Below are 16332 nucleotides of genomic sequence, written 5' to 3'. Positions count from 1 at the left end.
GGCGTTTAGCCTTTGGCTCGCTCAGCGGCGCGCAAATCGCGCGACAGTCGATCCAACACACCGTTCAGATATTTATAACTGTCGGTGGGGCCAAACTTCTTCGAGAGACGAATTGCTTCTTCAATCACCACGCGCCAAGGCACATCAATGCGCGACTGCAATTCGTAAGTGGATAAACGCAACTGCGCTAGCGATACCGGATCAATTTCATTCAAACCACGATCCAAATACGGATCAAACAGTGCATCCAGCTTTTCTGTGCTCGCAATCACGGTCGATAACAACTCATGGAAATACGCGAGATCGACGCCATCCATGTCGTAATCCACACGAAATTCCGCTTCAATTTTCGCAGCGGAATCTTGCGTCAAAATATGCTGATATAACGCCTGCACTGCGTAGTGACGCGCTTTTTGACGCGCGCCGATATCGAGTGCGGCGCTCTCACCGCCAGCACTCACAGTCGCGACAACAGGCTGACCATTTCCAGCGCGGAGCTGGCTGCTTCTGCGCCTTTGTTGCCCGCTTTGGTGCCAGAGCGTTCGATGGCTTGCTCGATGGAATCCACCGTCAACACGCCGAAAGCCACCGGCACGGAAGCATTCAAGCTCACTTGTGCCAAGCCTTTTACGCACTCGCCCGCCACATATTCAAAGTGAGGTGTACCGCCACGAATTACCGCGCCCAGCGCGATGATGGCATCAAACTTTTTAGAAGCCGCCAACTGCTGTGCCACCAACGGCAATTCAAACGCCCCCGGTGCACGCACCAAAGTGATTTGGCTTTCAGCAACGCCGTGACGACGCAGTGTGTCGATTGCGCCGTCTTTCAAACTTTCGACCACAAAACTGTTCCAGCGCGACACCAACAGTGCAAAGCGCGCTTTGCCTGGATTGAAATCACCTTCGATTGTTTTAATGCCTGACATAGCGGCTACTCCAGCGGGTTTTTCTGTGGCGGCGCAGTCTACCACAGCCTCCCTCTTTCGCTGCCCCAGCCTGAGCGCAGACTGCTACAATGCGCGTCCCGATTTATCGCTCGACACAGGCGCTTTGCCCCATGACCGAATCCTCCTCCAACAAGCCTTCTCTCAGCTACAAAGATTCTGGCGTTGATATTGATGCTGGCACTGCGTTGGTCGAGCGCATCAAGCATGTCGCCAAAAAAACGCGCCGCCCTGGCGTGATGGGCGGACTGGGTGGCTTCGGCGCACTGTTCGAAATCCCCAGCCACTACAGACAACCCGTACTCGTTTCCGGCACCGATGGCGTCGGCACGAAATTGCGTTTGGCGATCGATCTCAAAAAACACGACACCGTCGGCATTGATTTGGTGGCGATGTGCGTCAACGACTTGGTGGTGTGCGGCGCAGAACCGCTGTTCTTTCTCGATTACTACGCCACGGGCAAATTGGATATCGATGTTGCAGCGAGCGTCATCACCGGTATCGGCGCGGGCTGCGAGCAGGCAGGCTGCGCATTGGTCGGCGGTGAAACTGCAGAAATGCCCGGCATGTATGAAGGCGATGACTACGACATGGCCGGCTTTTGTGTCGGCGCGGTGGAAAAAAATGAAATCATCGACGGCTCACGCGTGCATGTGGGCGATGCTTTAATCGGTATTGCTTCATCCGGCGCGCACTCGAACGGCTACTCCCTCATCCGCAAAATTATTTCTGTTTCTGGTGTCAATCCGGCAACCGAAATATTGTCAGGCAAACCGTTGGCAGACTGGTTGATGGAGCCAACACGAATCTATGTAAAAACCATTTTGCGTTTGATTCGCGCCGTCGATGTGCGTGCCATTGCGCACATTACCGGTGGCGGCTTGACTGAAAATTTACCACGCGTTTTGCCACAAGGTTCACGCGCCAACATCAACACCAGCGCATGGAAAATGGGGCCACTGTTTGATTGGCTGCAAGCACAAGGCAATGTCAATCCACTGGAAATGTATCGCACATTTAACTGCGGTGTCGGCATGGTGATTTGTGTGCCGCAAGCCGATGTGGACAACACGCTCGCCGTATTGCACGACTGCCACGAACAGGCATTCGTGATTGGCACGATAGAAAAAAGCGCGCACGATGCCGAGCCGCATGTTGTCTTCGATGCCAAATAATCATCACGCCATCCAGTTATTTTTTTCGCAATGAGCATCCCAAGAAAAAAAAATCTGGTTGTTCTGATTTCTGGCAGCGGCAGCAATCTACAAGCGTTTATTGATACCGTTGCACAAAATACATTACCTGCGCGTATTGCCTGCGTCATCAGCAACATAGCAGATGTTTACGGCTTACAACGCGCACAAGCAGCAGGCATCGCCACACAAGTGCTACCGCACAAAGATTTTGCAACACGAGAAGACTACGATCGAGCGTTATTGTCTGCCGTCCAGCAATACAAACCTGACTTAGTAATTCTCGCGGGTTTTATGCGCATCCTCACGCCGATTTTTGTCGCGCCGTTGTACGGTAAGTTGATGAATATTCACCCCTCGCTGTTGCCGAAATATCCAGGCTTGCACACACATCAACGCGCCATTGATGCAAAAGACACTGAAGCTGGCGCAACGGTGCATTTTGTTTCTACCGAATTGGACGGCGGCCCCATCATTATTCAAGCGCGTGTTGCTATCATGCCTGATGACACCACCGACACACTGGCACAACGCGTACTACAGCAAGAACACATTATCTATCCACAAGCCGTGCGTTGGTTTTGTGAAGAACGCTTACATTGCAACGAACACCACGCCATACTAGACGGTGTCACACTGCCTCTTACTGGAGCACCACTATGAAACGCATCCTCGCCATTGTCGCCCTGAGTGTGTTCTCATTTTCCGCCGCCAGTGAAACTACCATCCAACACACACCGTACACCGCCATCTATCAGGCGATGTACAAAAACTTTCCACTGCAAGCGACGCATCGCTTAGAGCAATCGGGAGATGATTGGCATTTTTCCAGCATTGCCAGCGGTTTTTTTGGTCAAATTGAAGAAAACTCAACCTTTGCTTACAACGACAAAGGCATCACACCCAAACACTATATTTATCGTCGCAGCGTGTTAGGACAAAACCGAGAAACTGAAATCACTTACAACCAGAAAAAAAAGATTGCCGCTGGTAGTAAAGGCAACAAGCTGTTCAAAGTGCCACTCAAAGGTGGCGAGCTAGATAACGGCACTTATATCTTGGCGCTCGCTGATGATTTAGCGCGTGGCTATAACGAACCTTGCTACGATGTAGTGAGTGAAGATGGTGCGGAGTTATTCTGCTTTCGTGTAACCGGCAAGGAAACCATCAAAACTGCATTGGGAAAATTAGATACTGTTGTCGTAGAACGGCTACGCAAGCCTAGCAGTCCGCGCCATACACAATTTTGGTTTGCGCCTTCACTGCATTACGCCATTGCCAAATTGGTGCATCAAGAGAAAAAAGGTAGCACGGCGTATTCGTTAGAAATTACTTACTTCAAGCAAGACGAAGACTAATTGTTCGATCGCTCACTCATGCCGCAAAATATCCGCTGGCTGTAAGCAAGTGGCACGCCAAGCGGGGTAAATACTCGCCACTGCGCTGATTATTAGCGCGATCACAACGACAACACTGACATCCAATGCGCGCAAATCCGAAGGCAAATAATTGACCGGATAAACATCTGTACTAAGCAACTGCACACCAAGAATATTTTGCAATCCCTGCGCAACTGACGGCATTGCCAATGCCAGTGCGCAACCAACCACTGCGCCAATCAAAGTTCCCAGCGTGCCAATCAACAAACCGTGCAGCATAAAAATACGCATGATGTGTGTATTCGGCACACCCATCGCACGCAAAATAGCAATATCACCACGCTTGTCTGCCACCACCAACACCAATGAGCACACCACATTGAATGCAGCAATCACAATAATGATGACCAACATCAACATCACTAATTGGCGCGACATCCGAATCGCTTCGTAAAGATTACCGTGCGTTTGAAACCAAGTTTTCATCGAATAATGCGGCGGCAACTGTTGCACCAAAGACCAAGCAATTGCATCCGCTTGCAACCAGTTGTCGACAGAAAAACGAATCGCCGCCACACCTTGAATGCCGTACTGCGCTTGCAGCAAAGGCAACTGCGCTAGCACTAAATGGTTATCAACTTCCGTTCCCGTTTCATACAAACCAGCAACAGACAAACTGACAATCCCCGGTGCAGATTTATCACCGCTCACGCCTGGCAACATCGCCACCACCGTATTACCCGCAGTAATACCCAATTTTTTTGCCAGCTTTTTACTGATCAAAACTGATTGCGGATTGGCTAACCACGCATCCCACGATTTTTTATCGGTAAAGGATTCAAAATGTGACAGATTGGATTCCGCTGCAGGATCGGTTGCAAACAACAGCACTGGCTCTGCTGCTGAACCCATCACCATCAAGCCTTGCGCTTCAATCAACGGACTAGCCGCCAGCACATGCGGATTGCGCAACACCTGCTGAGCCACCGCTTTCCAATCTGTAATTTCATTTTCTTCTGGATACAAAGTAATCGCAGGCACAACGCGCAAAATACGCGTGCGCAATTCATGTTCAAAACCATTCATTACCGCCAACACAGTAATCAATAACGCGACAGCAACCACCAAACCCGCCATCGACAAACGCGAGATAAATCCCAGCAGCGCCGAGCCACTGCGCGCTTGCGCATAACGCCATGCAACAAAACGTACCAGCATCAGGTCTGCACTCGCAAATGACCGTGATCTAACACCAAGCAGCGATCTTGTTGCGCTGCCAAAGTACGATCATGCGTAACCAAAATAAATGCCAAACCGTATTCACGATTGAGCGTATTCAATAACTGCTGCACGTGTTGCGCATTGTCGGCATCTAAGTTACCTGTTGGCTCATCCATCAACACACACGCAGGTTTATTTACCAATGCGCGCGCAATGGCAACGCGTTGTCGTTCACCACCCGATAACTGTGCCGGTTTGTGCGATAACCGTGCACCCAAGCCCACTGCTTCTAGCATCGTCGTCGCTTGTTGTTTTGCTTCCGCTTTCGTTTTTCCAGCAATCAACAAAGGAATGCTGGCATTTTCCAGCGCAGTAAACTCCGCCAATAAATGATGGAACTGATAAACAAAACCCAACTGTTGATTGCGCCACGCGGCGCGCTCTTTTTCTTGCATGGCTTGCCAACTTTTTCCTGCAATCAATACTTCGCCCGCTTGCGCTTCATCCAACCCGCCCAATAAATTTAACAGTGTTGATTTGCCCGAGCCTGATGAACCGACAATCGCCAATCGCTCACTTTGTTGTACCAACAAATCAATTTGGTTCAACACCAGCAAATCTTGATCACCCTGACGATAAGTTTTCGTCAGCTTGCGACATTCCAATACCGTATTTTTTTTGCTCATTTTTTTATTACTCGTAACGCAATGCTTCAGCAGGATGGATGGTGGATGCACGCCACGCAGGATAAAAAACAGCCGCCAAGCACAACACGGATGACATTGCCGTCACCCACAAGGTTTGGCTGATATACCATTCGCTCGGCAAATAGATCGACAACTGCGCGTGGGGATCAATAGCCGCCGCCCATCGCTCAAGAGCAGCGGTGATGTCAGTCACATGCTGCGCCAGCACACTACCCAGCAGCGCGCCCACACCAATACCCACCACACCCATGCTCATGCCATAAATGATAAAAATTGACAACACGGTTTGTCGCGACGCGCCAATCGTACGCAACACAGCAATATCTTTGCGACGATCGGCCACCGCCATCGTCAAGATGGACACCAAATTAAAAACTGCAACCACCACAATGACAGACAACATCAACGACACCATGATTTTTTCCATGTGTATCGCGTTAAACAGCGTGCTGTTTTCATCGCGCCAGCTTTTCATCACAAAGCCAGACAACTCAGGCATTACCTCCAATTTTTTTAATTGCTCTGGCGCGTGCATCACATCATCAAAACGAAAACGCAACGCGTCCACTTTGCCACCCGTGCGCAACAAGCGGCCGGCGTCATCAATATGGATGTACAACTGCGTGGCATCAATTTGTGCACCAACAGAAAAAATTCCCACCACGGTAAAGCGACGGCTGCGCGGAAAAAGCCCTAAAGGTGTCACGCTCACTTGCGGCAGCATGATGTTGATGCTGTCACCCACTTTGGCACGCAACTGACGCGCCAATCCACTACCCAACACCACACCGTATGTACCCGACTTTAATGCCGCCCATTGCCCATCCACCATGGACTGATCGATTTGCGACACTTTTTGTTCTTGCTGCGGATCAACACCAAACATATCACCGCCGTGAATACGCGCATCCGATTCCAGCAATACGCGCGCACGATCTTGCGGCGCAGCCGCTAACACCACACCAGAGCGTTGCAACACAGGCAGCAGCGATTGCCAATTTTCTATGCCGCGTGGCGAAATAATTTGCGCGTGGGGAACAGCGTGCAAAATGCGATTGCGCACTTCACCTTCAAAGCCATTCATGATTGACATCACCAGCACCATCGCCAGCACGCTGACCATCATGCCCGCGACGGAAAAAAAGGAAAATAAGGAGACAAAGCGACTGCCTTTGCGCGCTGACAAATAGCGTAGACCGACCATCCAAGAGAGCGCATTCACTGCAACAATTTTCCCGCACAAAAGAGGCATTCTAACGCAGCTCTCACCGCGCAGGTGTACGCCATTCGCACTACAATGGAGCCGTAGCAAAACATTATGCGGAGGCTTCACATGCGAGACATCCAAACCCGCGACGATATGCTCAATATCGTGACCGTATTCTACGAACAGCTCATGACTGACCCCATCATCGGTTATTTTTTTACCGATGTAGTGCAACTCGATTTAGCCGAACACATCCCCAAAGTGGCGCATTTCTGGGCGTTCCAAGTGTTGGGCGACAAAGGCTATCGCGCCGATGTCTTTAATGTGCATTTACAACTGCACAACAAGTCCAGCATGACAGAAGACCATTTCCACCGTTGGGTATTTATTCTGCAAAGCACTATCGATCGTTTGTACGCGGGTTCCAATGCAGAATTAATGAAATGGAAAGCTGCCGCTATCGCTCACAAAATGGCGTATGCCTTAAATATTCGTGGCGATAAACCCGAAGAAATTGCCGGCGTACAAGAAGTGAGCGCACTGCAACAGTACGCACCGTTCAAATCGACGGTTCATTGATTTAATACAGTACGCGTTGAAACGGCGGCAAGCTGTCGAGCAGTAATTTTCCGTAGCGTTTTGTCACCAAACGACGATCCAAAATCGTCACGCGCCCTGTGTCTTTTTCTGTGCGCAACAAGCGCCCCGCTGCCTGCACTAAACGCAAACTGGCATCCGCCACACTGATTTGCATAAAAGCATTGCCACCTTTTGATTCAATCCAATCGGATAGTGTTTGCTCTACCGGATCATCTGGCGGCGCAAAAGGAATTTTAGCAATCACCACATGTCGCAAATAATCACCGGGCAAATCAACGCCCTCAGAAAAACTTGCCAAGCCGAAAATAATACTGCCCTGTTTTTGATCGATGCGTGCGCGATGTAATTGCAATAACTGCTGTTTGCTGTAGTTATCTTGCAGCAAAATTTGTTCGCGAATTTCCAGTGATAAGGATTGATACACATCCAGCATTTGACGGCGCGAAGCAAACAATACTAGCGTCGCTTCGGTCACATCCACATCACCCTGCAAAAAATCAATCACTGATTGCGTGTGCTGCTCCACTTGATTGCCTTCCACCGCATTGGTAGGCACGATTAATTGCGCGGATTGCTGATAAAAAAACGGACTGGGCACAACAGAACCCGCGCTTGCCGAAGGCACACCTGAACGCTCTCGCAACCGATCAAACTTACCCAATGCAGTTAGCGTGGCAGAAGTGATCACCGCCGCAAAACAGCGTTCCCACAAGTTATTTTGCAACTGCACCGTTGGCAGCACAGGGCTGGCGCACACTTCAAAATCAAAACCATTGCCCACTTCATACGCTGTCAACCAGCGCGCGGTGGGCGCCGCTCCTTCATCATCTTCACGCGCAAACAAACGCCATAAAGTTTCTGCATGCACGCAACGCTGCCATAAACCACCAACAGCTGCATGTGCCTGTTCCACCACTTCTAGCGCTATATCGGGTGAACGGCTATCCAACATGCCTTCAACAACAGCAGCAATTTTTTGCAAAACCGCCCCCGCTTTTTGCCAACACGCCAACAGACTTTGTGCCATAGCACGCAGTTCAGGCGGAACAATACCGTGGCGAAAAACATACTTTTTATCGCGATCAGCCATATTGTTTGCTAACAATAATTCCAACATCGGCAACACTTGTTGATGCACTTGCAGCAATAATTGTTCTACTGCAGACCACGGCGTTATCGCCGATTGAACAGCCTGCACACCGCTGAAAGTTTGCGCCAATACTGCCAATGTTTTGGTGGTGGTTTGCAACCAACGCACACTGCTTTGTACACGCACATGTGCGGAAAAATGTTGCAGTGCTTTATCGGGTAAGTGATGCCCTTCATCAAACACATAAATCGTTTGCTCTGGTGCGGGCAAAATTGCGCCGCCGCCCAAAGCGAGATCTGCGAGCACTAAATCGTGATTGGCGACAATCACATCCGCATCCACCAAATTTTCGCGCGCGCGAAAAAACGGGCATTGCGTGACATAAGCACAGCGGCGACCTGTGCATTGATTATGGTCCGTGGTTAATCGCTGCCAATCCTCTTCTTGAATCACTTGTCGCCAGTTATCGCGATCACCATCCCACTCCGCTGCGCCCAAGGCTTCCAACATGGATTGATAAACATGCAGCGTGTTTTCAGACAGCAGCGCATCGCGTTCATCGGGATACAACGCTTGCGTCACACTCTGCGCGTTTTCACTGCCATGCGCCAACAAAAAATCCAATTTATAGAGGCAGGCGTAGCGCCCTCGGCCTTTTGCCAACACATGATTAAACACCAAGCCACTGTGCGCGCGTAAATCCGGCAAATCCTTTAAGACAATCTGCTCTTGCAGCGCGACCGTGGCCGTTGAAATCACCAGTTTTTTGTCCTGCGCCTGCGCCGTAGGAATCGCCGCCAACGCGTAGGCCACTGTTTTACCTGTGCCTGTACCCGCCTCCACCATGCACACATGGCTCTCGCCCAGCCGCACGCCCTCGCTATCGCTCATGATGTTGCCAAGCGTGCGCGCCACCGCCGCGATCATCAGTTTTTGACCTTCGCGTGGTTTCAAGCCTTTTTGCTCCAAAAAACGGGAGTACGCTTTTTGGATGATTTGTTTTGTATCGTGATTAAGCACAGAAATTCCGTTGTAAAAGCCGATTCGTGATGGCTACCCTGCCGACCATCCATCATAGCAAAACCACCGCGCTGACTGCGGCAAAAAGCTCCCCGCCACCTTGGCAACCGTTACAATGCGGGGCTGACTATCCTTTACTCGCACGAGGCACACCATAATCATGCTCGGCAAATTATTCGGCTTGATCAAAAAGCCCGTTAACACTGCGCCAACACCTCCGCCGCCCCCAATCAGCACCGGCGAAGTTCGCAAAGAAAAAAAAGAAAAACCTTCACTGCAAACATTGATAGGTGCACCGTCTGTTGATGCAATTACCGATACCCATCATCTGCAGCAACTACTCAAAAACAGTGCCGGTTTGGATAAAAAAACCAATCGCCTGCTGCGCGATCGTCTCAACACACTCAAAGCTGCCGAACAACAACAGCAACAAAACCTTGATGCACAAGAAAAACTGTGCGGCCGCTTAGAAACATTAGCAAAACTGCAATATCACCCGTTGTTTGACAGCGAGCTGGCTCACCTAAGCCTGCAATGGGAAAACACTACCGAAAAAAACACCTCGATTGCTCAACGCGTCAATACCGCCATTGCTCAATGCCAAGCTATCTTGATGGATATTCAGCAACAACAAGTAGCGGCCGCGCTGGCTGAAAAACAAGCGGCAGAAGCAAAACAACAAAAAGCCGAAGCGCAAGCGCAGCAGCGCGCCGCCGAAGAAGCGCAACGAGCGCAAGCACTGGAACAGCAGAAACTATTACAAGCTGAACAAAAATCACAACACGAAAAACACAAACAACAAAATAAACATAAACAGATTTCATCCAAACAACACGAGATGCAGGATTGGCAAGCTTTTGCCGCCATGCCGAAATTAGAATTGCTGTGCGATGCGATGGAAAAACTCTGCACCAGCACCCTGCAACCACTGGAAACAGCGGAAGCCGTGCGCGATTTACAAGCGCAGTGGCGCGCGATGAAACCACCACACACACCAGAAGTACAGGCACTGTGGGAACGATTCAAACAAGCTGGCGACAAAGCATGGGAGCCCTGCGCCGAGCATTATGAAAAAACGCGTCAGCAGCGCGCTTTTAACCTGCAGCAGCGACAAATCATTTGCGAAGCGTTAGAACAATTTGCGCAAGCACAGGATTGGAGTACAGCAGACTGGAAAGCCGTCGCGCGCATCCTCGACAAAGCACGCAAAGAGTTTCACGATTTCCATCCCGTTGAACGCAGCGAAGAAAAACCCATCCGTACGCGTTTTGACGCAGCTTACGCCGCTATCAACACACCGTTAGCGGATGTGCAATCAGCGAACGAAGCACGAAAACAACAACTGGTCAATGCCGCGAAAAGTGTCACAGAAATGGTGGACATTGAGAAAGCCATCGAGCGCTTTCAACAAATCCAAGAACAGTGGAAACAGATTGGCATCACGCGTCACCACGAAGACCGTAAACTGTGGCAAGCGCTACAAGAATACGGCAAGGTGATTTTTGATAAACGCCGCGACAATCAACAGCAAGCACGCCAACTACAAGACAGCAACATCGCACAGGCCAAAGGCCTCTGTGAACGCATTACACAACTCGCAAAACTGCCTGATGAAGAGTTGACACACAGCGCCGCAGCGTTTGAACAATTACAAAATGAATTCAAAGCCATCAAAGACATTCCAGAAAAATTGCAAACAGCCATCAAGAAACAGTTTTTCACTGCTTGTGATGCCTACCATCAACAATTGCGCGGCATCAGTGCACGGCAACATCAAAAACAGCTCGATGAATTGGCACGCAGAGCAGCGCTGTGCACACGCATTGAAAGCCATATAACGAGCGAATCAACCGCCTTACTTGAAACTGATTGGCAGCAACATCCGCTTCCTGCGGAGTGGGACAAAGCCATTAACGCGCGCAAACAACAAGTATTGGCAGCTATACAACAATCCACGCCATTAGACTTTTCTGCTAACGCGCAACGCCGCCGAGAATTGTGCATTGCGCTAGAGATTCTGCTCGACCTTGAAACGCCAGACGAAGACAAACAACAGCGCCGAGAAATCCAGCTAAAAAAATTACAGCAAGGTCTGGGACAAGCCATGCCCAACAATAGCCATCACGAACAATTGGAGCAATTGCTGGTGGACTGGCACTGCACCGGTTCCGCCGCTGCTAACGAGCAAGCATTGTTGCAAGCGCGCTTTGATGCTGCTCGCGCAAAAGCACGCTGAACCAGCACAAACTGCTATGCTCTGCCAGTGCGTACACTTTTTACTTTGACCTACTAAAAATGGATCGTAAATGATCAGCCAAAAAACCATCATCAACCTTGCCATTGTCACCGGCATCGCCGCCACAGTTATTGCTGTTTGGGCATTTTTTAACCGCCCACTACAGGCACCTAATTGGCCTGATTCAATATCTGGCTACGCTTATTCGCCGTATCAAAATGGGCAGGATCCCACTAAAAACATTCACCCCAGCCACGACGAAATTCGTCAAGATCTTGCATTGTTATCCAAGCAAACGCGCAACATCCGCACCTATTCAGTGACAGGCACACAAGCTGACATTCCGCGTTTGGCACAAGAGTTCGGCATGAGTGTGGTGCAAGGCATTTGGATCAGTAACATCGAGAAAGACAATGAAGCGGAAATTGCACGCGCAATCGATGTGATCAATAACAATCGCAATATCACTATGGTGATGGTTGGCAACGAAAGTATGTATCGCCGCGAGGTGGATTTACCGCGTTTGATCGACTACATCGAACAAGTGCGCAGCAAAGTAAAAGTACCCGTTACAACGGCAGAAACTTGGGATATTTGGTTGAAATATCCAGAGCTCGCGCAACATGTTGATGTCGTTACCGCACACATTCTTCCTTTTTGGGAAAAAATCCCATCCAGTGCATCGGTCGGTTTTGTTTTAGAAAAATCTGGCGTACTCAAAACGGTGTTCTCACAAAAGCCTTTGTTGCTCGGCGAGGTGGGCTGGCCCTCTTTTGGCCGCAGCCGAGGAGCAGCAGAAGCCAACCAAGTTGATCAAGCCATTTATTTGCGCACTTTGCTGAACGCACTCAACACAGCGGGTTACAACTATTTTGTCATCGAAGCATTTGACCAATTATGGAAATCCGGTGCGGAAGGTGATGTAGGAAAATACTGGGGTGTTTACAACGTCAATCGCCAACCAAAATTTCCATTTGAAGGCAGCGTAGTCAAAATTCCGCAGTGGCGTTTACTCGCTGTCGTATCTGTCATCATGGCAATTCTGACGCTGGCTTTGTTGTTGATCGACAGCTCTGGTTTGAAACAGCGCGGCCGTGCTTTTCTCGCCTTTGTTGCGTTTTTGTTTGCCTCTTTTCTCGTCATCGTCACTTACGATTATTCGCAGCAATACATGACTTGGCTGAATGTCACGCTCGGTATCTTGTTGGTGCTTGCTGCAGTGGGTGTATTCATCGTCATGTTCACCGAAGCACATGAGTTGGCAGAAACCGTGTGGGCGCAGCGCCGTAGACCATTTATTGGTGTTGCCAGCGATGACGCCTACCGCCCCAAAGTGTGCATACAAGTGCCGTGTTACAACGAACCGCCCGACATGGTGAAAGAAACGCTCGACGCGTTAGCGGCACTCGATTATCCCGATTTCGAAGTGATGATCATCGACAACAACACCAAAGATGAAAATGTGTGGCGTCCGGTTGAAGAATATTGCAAAACGCTAGGCCCTCGCTTTCGCTTCTTCCATGTTGCACCGCTAGAAGGCTTCAAAGGCGGCGCATTGAACTGGGCGCTGGAACGCACTGCATCCGATTCAGAAATTATCGCGGTTATCGACAGTGATTATTGTGTCGACCCCAACTGGCTCAAACATTTGGTACCGCATTTTGCTGATCCAAAAATTGCTATCGTGCAAGCACCGCAAGATTATCGCGATGGCGATTGGTCGCTGTTCAAAAAATTGTGTTACGCCGAATACAAAGGTTTTTTTCATATCGGCATGGTCACACGCAATGATCGCAACGCCATTATTCAACACGGCACCATGACCATGATTCGCCGCGATGTGATGGACAGACTCGGTTGGGCAGAGTGGACGATTACTGAAGATGCAGAACTAGGTTTACGCGCTTTTGAAGAAGGTTTGTCCGCTGCTTATGTCAGCAATTCTTACGGCAAAGGCGTGATGCCCGATCGCTTTATCGATTACAAAAAACAACGCTTCCGCTGGGCTTACGGTGCGATGCAAATCATGAAAGGCCATTTCCGCAGTTTATTCAAAGGTGAAGATACAAAATTAACACGAGGACAACGCTACCACTTCATCGCCGGCTGGATGCCTTGGGTAGCTGACGGTATGAATTTATTTTTTACCGGCGGCGCATTGCTGTGGACATCCGCCATGCTGCTCGCGCCGACACGCGTTTTACCACCCGCCTTGGTGTTTGCGCTGCCGCCGTTGATTTTATTTTTCTTCAAACTCGGCAAAATTTTGTACATTTACAAGAGCCACATGAAAGTACCGATGAGCACATCTGTCGGCGCGGCAATAGCGGGTTTAGCGCTCTCTCACACTATCGCTAAATCTATTATTTATGGTCTATTTACGAAAACTATTCCTTTTTTCCGCACACCAAAAATGCGTGATCAAGGTGGGTTTATGCTGGCTTTAGCAGAGTGTCGTGAAGAATTATTTTTCTTGTTATTACTATGGGGCGCAGCAGCAGCCATGTTGATCACACACGACATGGAAACCGGCGATTCATGGGCTTGGTTCTTTATGTTGTTGATGCAATCACTGGCTTATCTCGCTGCGGTATTCATGGCATTTCTTTCTGTGTTGCCGCAGAAAATACCCGAATGATGCTATGTGCCTAATTCTTTTTGCTTGGCAGAGCCACCCTCAATACAAATTGGTGGTGGCCGCCAATCGCGATGAGTTTTATGCCCGCTCTTCTGCTCCTGCACATTTTTGGCAAGACGCACCCAATATTCTCGCTGGTCGCGATTTAGAACAAGGTGGCACTTGGCTCGGTGTCACACGCAATGCTCGCTTCGCTGCTATCACCAATGTGCGCGATCCTTCCGCACCAGAAGGCACGCATTCACGCGGACATTTAGTGCGCGACTTTCTCAGCAGCAATCAATCGCCTGCACAATTTATTACTCAACTGCAAAACCATCTTGCGGATTACAGCCCATTTAATTTGCTGTTGGGCGATGGCAACGCACTACACTACTGCAATAGCAATGGAGAAAATTTTGCTTTGCAGGCCGGTATTTATGGCTTATCGAATGCAGCTCTCGATACACCTTGGCCAAAAGTTGAGGCAGGCAAACAAGCACTCACCGAAACTTTGTCTGATTTGGAACACGAATCGTTGTTCTGTTTGCTTGCTGACAAAACCATCGCCAGCGACGATCAACTGCCAAACACCGGCATTCCACAATGGTTGGAGCAAAAACTCTCTGCTAGTTTTATACACTTCGATAATTACGGCACACGCTGCTCAAGTTTGGTGCTGCAAACACACGACCATCAAACACATTTTTTTGAACGGCAATTCAATGAGCAAGGCACAGCCATCGCCACACAAACATTCCAACTATAAAAAACAGGAGCAATACCATGCGAAAAAAACTGGAAGATTTTTCTCGCGCACAACTGGCACAACTGGCGCGCGAATACATGGTGGCAGCGCAATTTAATAGCCGTACCGGTTATGCGGCGTTGCGTATGAATCACGGTGATGAAGCCTACAAAGATATTGCTATCGACAACTGGCTCGCCGCCAGCCCTATTTATACACAGCGCATGCAACAGGCGCTGGGCTTTGCGGGCAGCACGGATGTCGCCACTATTTTCAAAGGCTTGCAGTTAGACTGCGGATTAACACACCAATATTTCGACGCACATTTTGAAGTGCAGGCCGAAGACAAAGGCCGCTTTTGGCTAGCTAGCTGCGGCCCGTTGTTAGAAACAGAACCGCGCGGCGAAGCAGCAGTAAAAATTATGTGCCACGACATCGAAGATCCCACTTTTGATGGTACTGCCATCGCCACCAATCCGCGTGCGCGTATGCGCCCTGTGCATCGGCCTCCACGCGTGCCGGTTGATCGCGCACCGCACTGTGAATGGAATGTGTTTATCGATCACGATGCCGAGCCGCTAATTGAGCCTGATGTCACACGCGCATTGCGGCAATCACAATTGGCTGTGCTGCCTATCGCGCGCTCGGACAATCGCGAAACAGGCGGCATGGATTTTTATCATGGAAAAGTATTTGAACAATTGTGCTTTGAGCAATTTTCTCACGCAGCGCTCGTTGTAATTTGTAAAGAACTGGCCATTCAAAACCATTTATTGATACTCGGTTTGATGATGGCAGTCGCTAAAAAATACGGTAAGGCTGCGGCTCGCACTATTGCAGAGTTTCAAATGATGGGCAGCGGCTGGGTAATGAGTGAGCGCTTAAAAAAATGCTTTACTGACGATGAATCCAGTACGCAAAACAATATCGACACGATGATTGAAGTTTTGAGCGTACACCCAGCTTTTCAGCCCTGCGAATATCACGCCTTCAGCATTCAAAAAACCAGCGCAAACAACGCCGAAATTCATATTGCTGACTGTATTGCTCTGCATGAAGCAGAAGATTGGGCGTTAGGTTGGTACAGCCTGCTGCCACAGGGTAAAACTGCTGGGCTGGAAGCCATTATTCATGGCATCAACCCACAGGCAACGCTTACTGCTGGCAACTCGCCACTGCACTGGATCATCAATATTGATAACACCGCACCCTCAGTATCTGACCCATTGCCGGTTCAAATCGCCAAAGGCACGGTGCTGTACCAAACCAAGTTAGAAGATCACATTCCACTGCTGCAGGCATGATGCGAAATACCAGCCGATTCAAGGCTGCTGCCACTGGCAACTTCGGCTAGAATCCACGCTTTCC

14 protein-coding genes are annotated in these 16332 nt (G+C 49.6%); 8 read left to right on the top strand and 6 right to left on the bottom strand.

Going from position 1 to position 16332, the window contains the following annotated elements; translation table 11 throughout:
• Positions 1-5: 5 nt before the first annotated feature.
• Positions 6-461, bottom strand: coding sequence for a transcription antitermination factor NusB (gene nusB / locus R3E63_07165; protein MEZ5539717.1), 456 nt, complete (start codon positions 459-461; stop codon positions 6-8).
• Complete coding sequence (gene ribE, locus R3E63_07160; protein MEZ5539716.1) at positions 458-928, bottom strand: 6,7-dimethyl-8-ribityllumazine synthase; 471 nt, start codon at positions 926-928, stop codon at positions 458-460. Before ribE ends, nusB begins: the two co-directional genes overlap by 4 nt.
• 131 nt (positions 929-1059) lie before the next feature.
• Between ribE and purM the strand changes: the two genes are divergently transcribed.
• Genes purM through R3E63_07145 form a run of 3 tightly spaced genes read left to right on the top strand, consistent with a single transcriptional unit; the run spans position 1060 to position 3497 of the window.
• Positions 1060-2121 (top strand): phosphoribosylformylglycinamidine cyclo-ligase, encoded by a 1062-nt coding sequence (purM, locus tag R3E63_07155; protein ID MEZ5539715.1) that lies wholly within the window; start codon positions 1060-1062, stop codon positions 2119-2121.
• 30 nt (positions 2122-2151) lie between these two features.
• Positions 2152-2802 (top strand): phosphoribosylglycinamide formyltransferase, encoded by a 651-nt coding sequence (gene purN, locus R3E63_07150; protein ID MEZ5539714.1) that lies wholly within the window; start codon positions 2152-2154, stop codon positions 2800-2802.
• On the top strand, positions 2799-3497 hold the full coding sequence (locus R3E63_07145) for a DUF3108 domain-containing protein (protein MEZ5539713.1): 699 nt from the start codon (positions 2799-2801) through the stop codon (positions 3495-3497). Before purN ends, R3E63_07145 begins: the two co-directional genes overlap by 4 nt.
• 12 nt (positions 3498-3509) lie before the next feature.
• On the opposite strand, the gene R3E63_07140 is transcribed toward R3E63_07145, so the two are convergent.
• The 3 genes from R3E63_07140 to R3E63_07130 are packed head-to-tail and all read right to left on the bottom strand — an operon-like array spanning position 3510 to position 6698.
• Positions 3510-4736: a lipoprotein-releasing ABC transporter permease subunit gene (locus R3E63_07140; protein MEZ5539712.1), complete on the bottom strand. Its 1227-nt coding sequence runs from the start codon at positions 4734-4736 to the stop codon at positions 3510-3512.
• Positions 4736-5425, bottom strand: a complete 690-nt coding sequence (gene lolD / locus R3E63_07135) for a lipoprotein-releasing ABC transporter ATP-binding protein LolD (protein MEZ5539711.1) — start codon at positions 5423-5425, stop codon at positions 4736-4738. Before lolD ends, R3E63_07140 begins: the two co-directional genes overlap by 1 nt.
• Before the next feature lie 7 nt (positions 5426-5432).
• Positions 5433-6698: a lipoprotein-releasing ABC transporter permease subunit gene (locus tag R3E63_07130; GenBank protein MEZ5539710.1), complete on the bottom strand. Its 1266-nt coding sequence runs from the start codon at positions 6696-6698 to the stop codon at positions 5433-5435.
• A gap of 81 nt (positions 6699-6779) precedes the next feature.
• Between R3E63_07130 and R3E63_07125 the strand changes: the two genes are divergently transcribed.
• Positions 6780-7232 carry a group III truncated hemoglobin gene (locus R3E63_07125; GenBank protein MEZ5539709.1) on the top strand — a complete coding sequence of 151 codons (453 nt, stop codon included), beginning with the start codon at positions 6780-6782 and terminating at the stop codon, positions 7230-7232.
• 1 nt (position 7233) lies between these two features.
• Here R3E63_07125 and dinG read toward each other — a convergent pair whose 3' ends face one another.
• Entirely contained in the window at positions 7234-9363 is a 2130-nt protein-coding gene (gene dinG / locus R3E63_07120) for an ATP-dependent DNA helicase DinG (GenBank protein MEZ5539708.1), read from the bottom strand.
• Between the two features lie 160 nt (positions 9364-9523).
• Here dinG and R3E63_07115 point away from each other — a divergent pair, with 160 nt between their 5' ends.
• From R3E63_07115 to R3E63_07100, 4 genes are all read left to right on the top strand, one after another.
• Positions 9524-11599 carry a DUF349 domain-containing protein gene (locus R3E63_07115; GenBank protein MEZ5539707.1) on the top strand — a complete coding sequence of 692 codons (2076 nt, stop codon included), beginning with the start codon at positions 9524-9526 and terminating at the stop codon, positions 11597-11599.
• A gap of 70 nt (positions 11600-11669) precedes the next feature.
• Entirely contained in the window at positions 11670-14237 is a 2568-nt protein-coding gene (locus tag R3E63_07110; protein ID MEZ5539706.1) for a glycosyltransferase, read from the top strand.
• Positions 14238-14241: 4 nt separating this feature from the next.
• Positions 14242-14985, top strand: coding sequence for an NRDE family protein (locus tag R3E63_07105; protein MEZ5539705.1), 744 nt, complete (start codon positions 14242-14244; stop codon positions 14983-14985).
• Between the two features lie 17 nt (positions 14986-15002).
• Positions 15003-16268 (top strand): hypothetical protein, encoded by a 1266-nt coding sequence (locus R3E63_07100; GenBank protein ID MEZ5539704.1) that lies wholly within the window; start codon positions 15003-15005, stop codon positions 16266-16268.
• Positions 16269-16332: the final 64 nt, after the last annotated feature.

This window comes from Pseudomonadales bacterium (assembly GCA_041395665.1).
Lineage (GTDB): Bacteria > Pseudomonadota > Gammaproteobacteria > Pseudomonadales > UBA7239 > UBA7239.
This window is presented reverse-complemented; position numbering and strand designations above follow the sequence as displayed.

Coding starts and splice junctions, on each gene's coding strand:
- ribE (MEZ5539716.1), bottom strand. CDS start 928: ATGTCAGGCATTAAAACAATCGAAGGTGATTTCAATCCAGGCAAAGCG.
- purM (MEZ5539715.1), top strand. CDS start 1,060: ATGACCGAATCCTCCTCCAACAAGCCTTCTCTCAGCTACAAAGATTCT.
- purN (MEZ5539714.1), top strand. CDS start 2,152: ATGAGCATCCCAAGAAAAAAAAATCTGGTTGTTCTGATTTCTGGCAGC.
- R3E63_07145 (MEZ5539713.1), top strand. CDS start 2,799: ATGAAACGCATCCTCGCCATTGTCGCCCTGAGTGTGTTCTCATTTTCC.
- R3E63_07140 (MEZ5539712.1), bottom strand. CDS start 4,736: ATGCTGGTACGTTTTGTTGCATGGCGTTATGCGCAAGCGCGCAGTGGC.
- lolD (MEZ5539711.1), bottom strand. CDS start 5,425: ATGAGCAAAAAAAATACGGTATTGGAATGTCGCAAGCTGACGAAAACT.
- R3E63_07130 (MEZ5539710.1), bottom strand. CDS start 6,698: ATGCCTCTTTTGTGCGGGAAAATTGTTGCAGTGAATGCGCTCTCTTGG.
- R3E63_07125 (MEZ5539709.1), top strand. CDS start 6,780: ATGCGAGACATCCAAACCCGCGACGATATGCTCAATATCGTGACCGTA.
- R3E63_07115 (MEZ5539707.1), top strand. CDS start 9,524: ATGCTCGGCAAATTATTCGGCTTGATCAAAAAGCCCGTTAACACTGCG.
- R3E63_07110 (MEZ5539706.1), top strand. CDS start 11,670: ATGATCAGCCAAAAAACCATCATCAACCTTGCCATTGTCACCGGCATC.
- R3E63_07105 (MEZ5539705.1), top strand. CDS start 14,242: ATGTGCCTAATTCTTTTTGCTTGGCAGAGCCACCCTCAATACAAATTG.
- R3E63_07100 (MEZ5539704.1), top strand. CDS start 15,003: ATGCGAAAAAAACTGGAAGATTTTTCTCGCGCACAACTGGCACAACTG.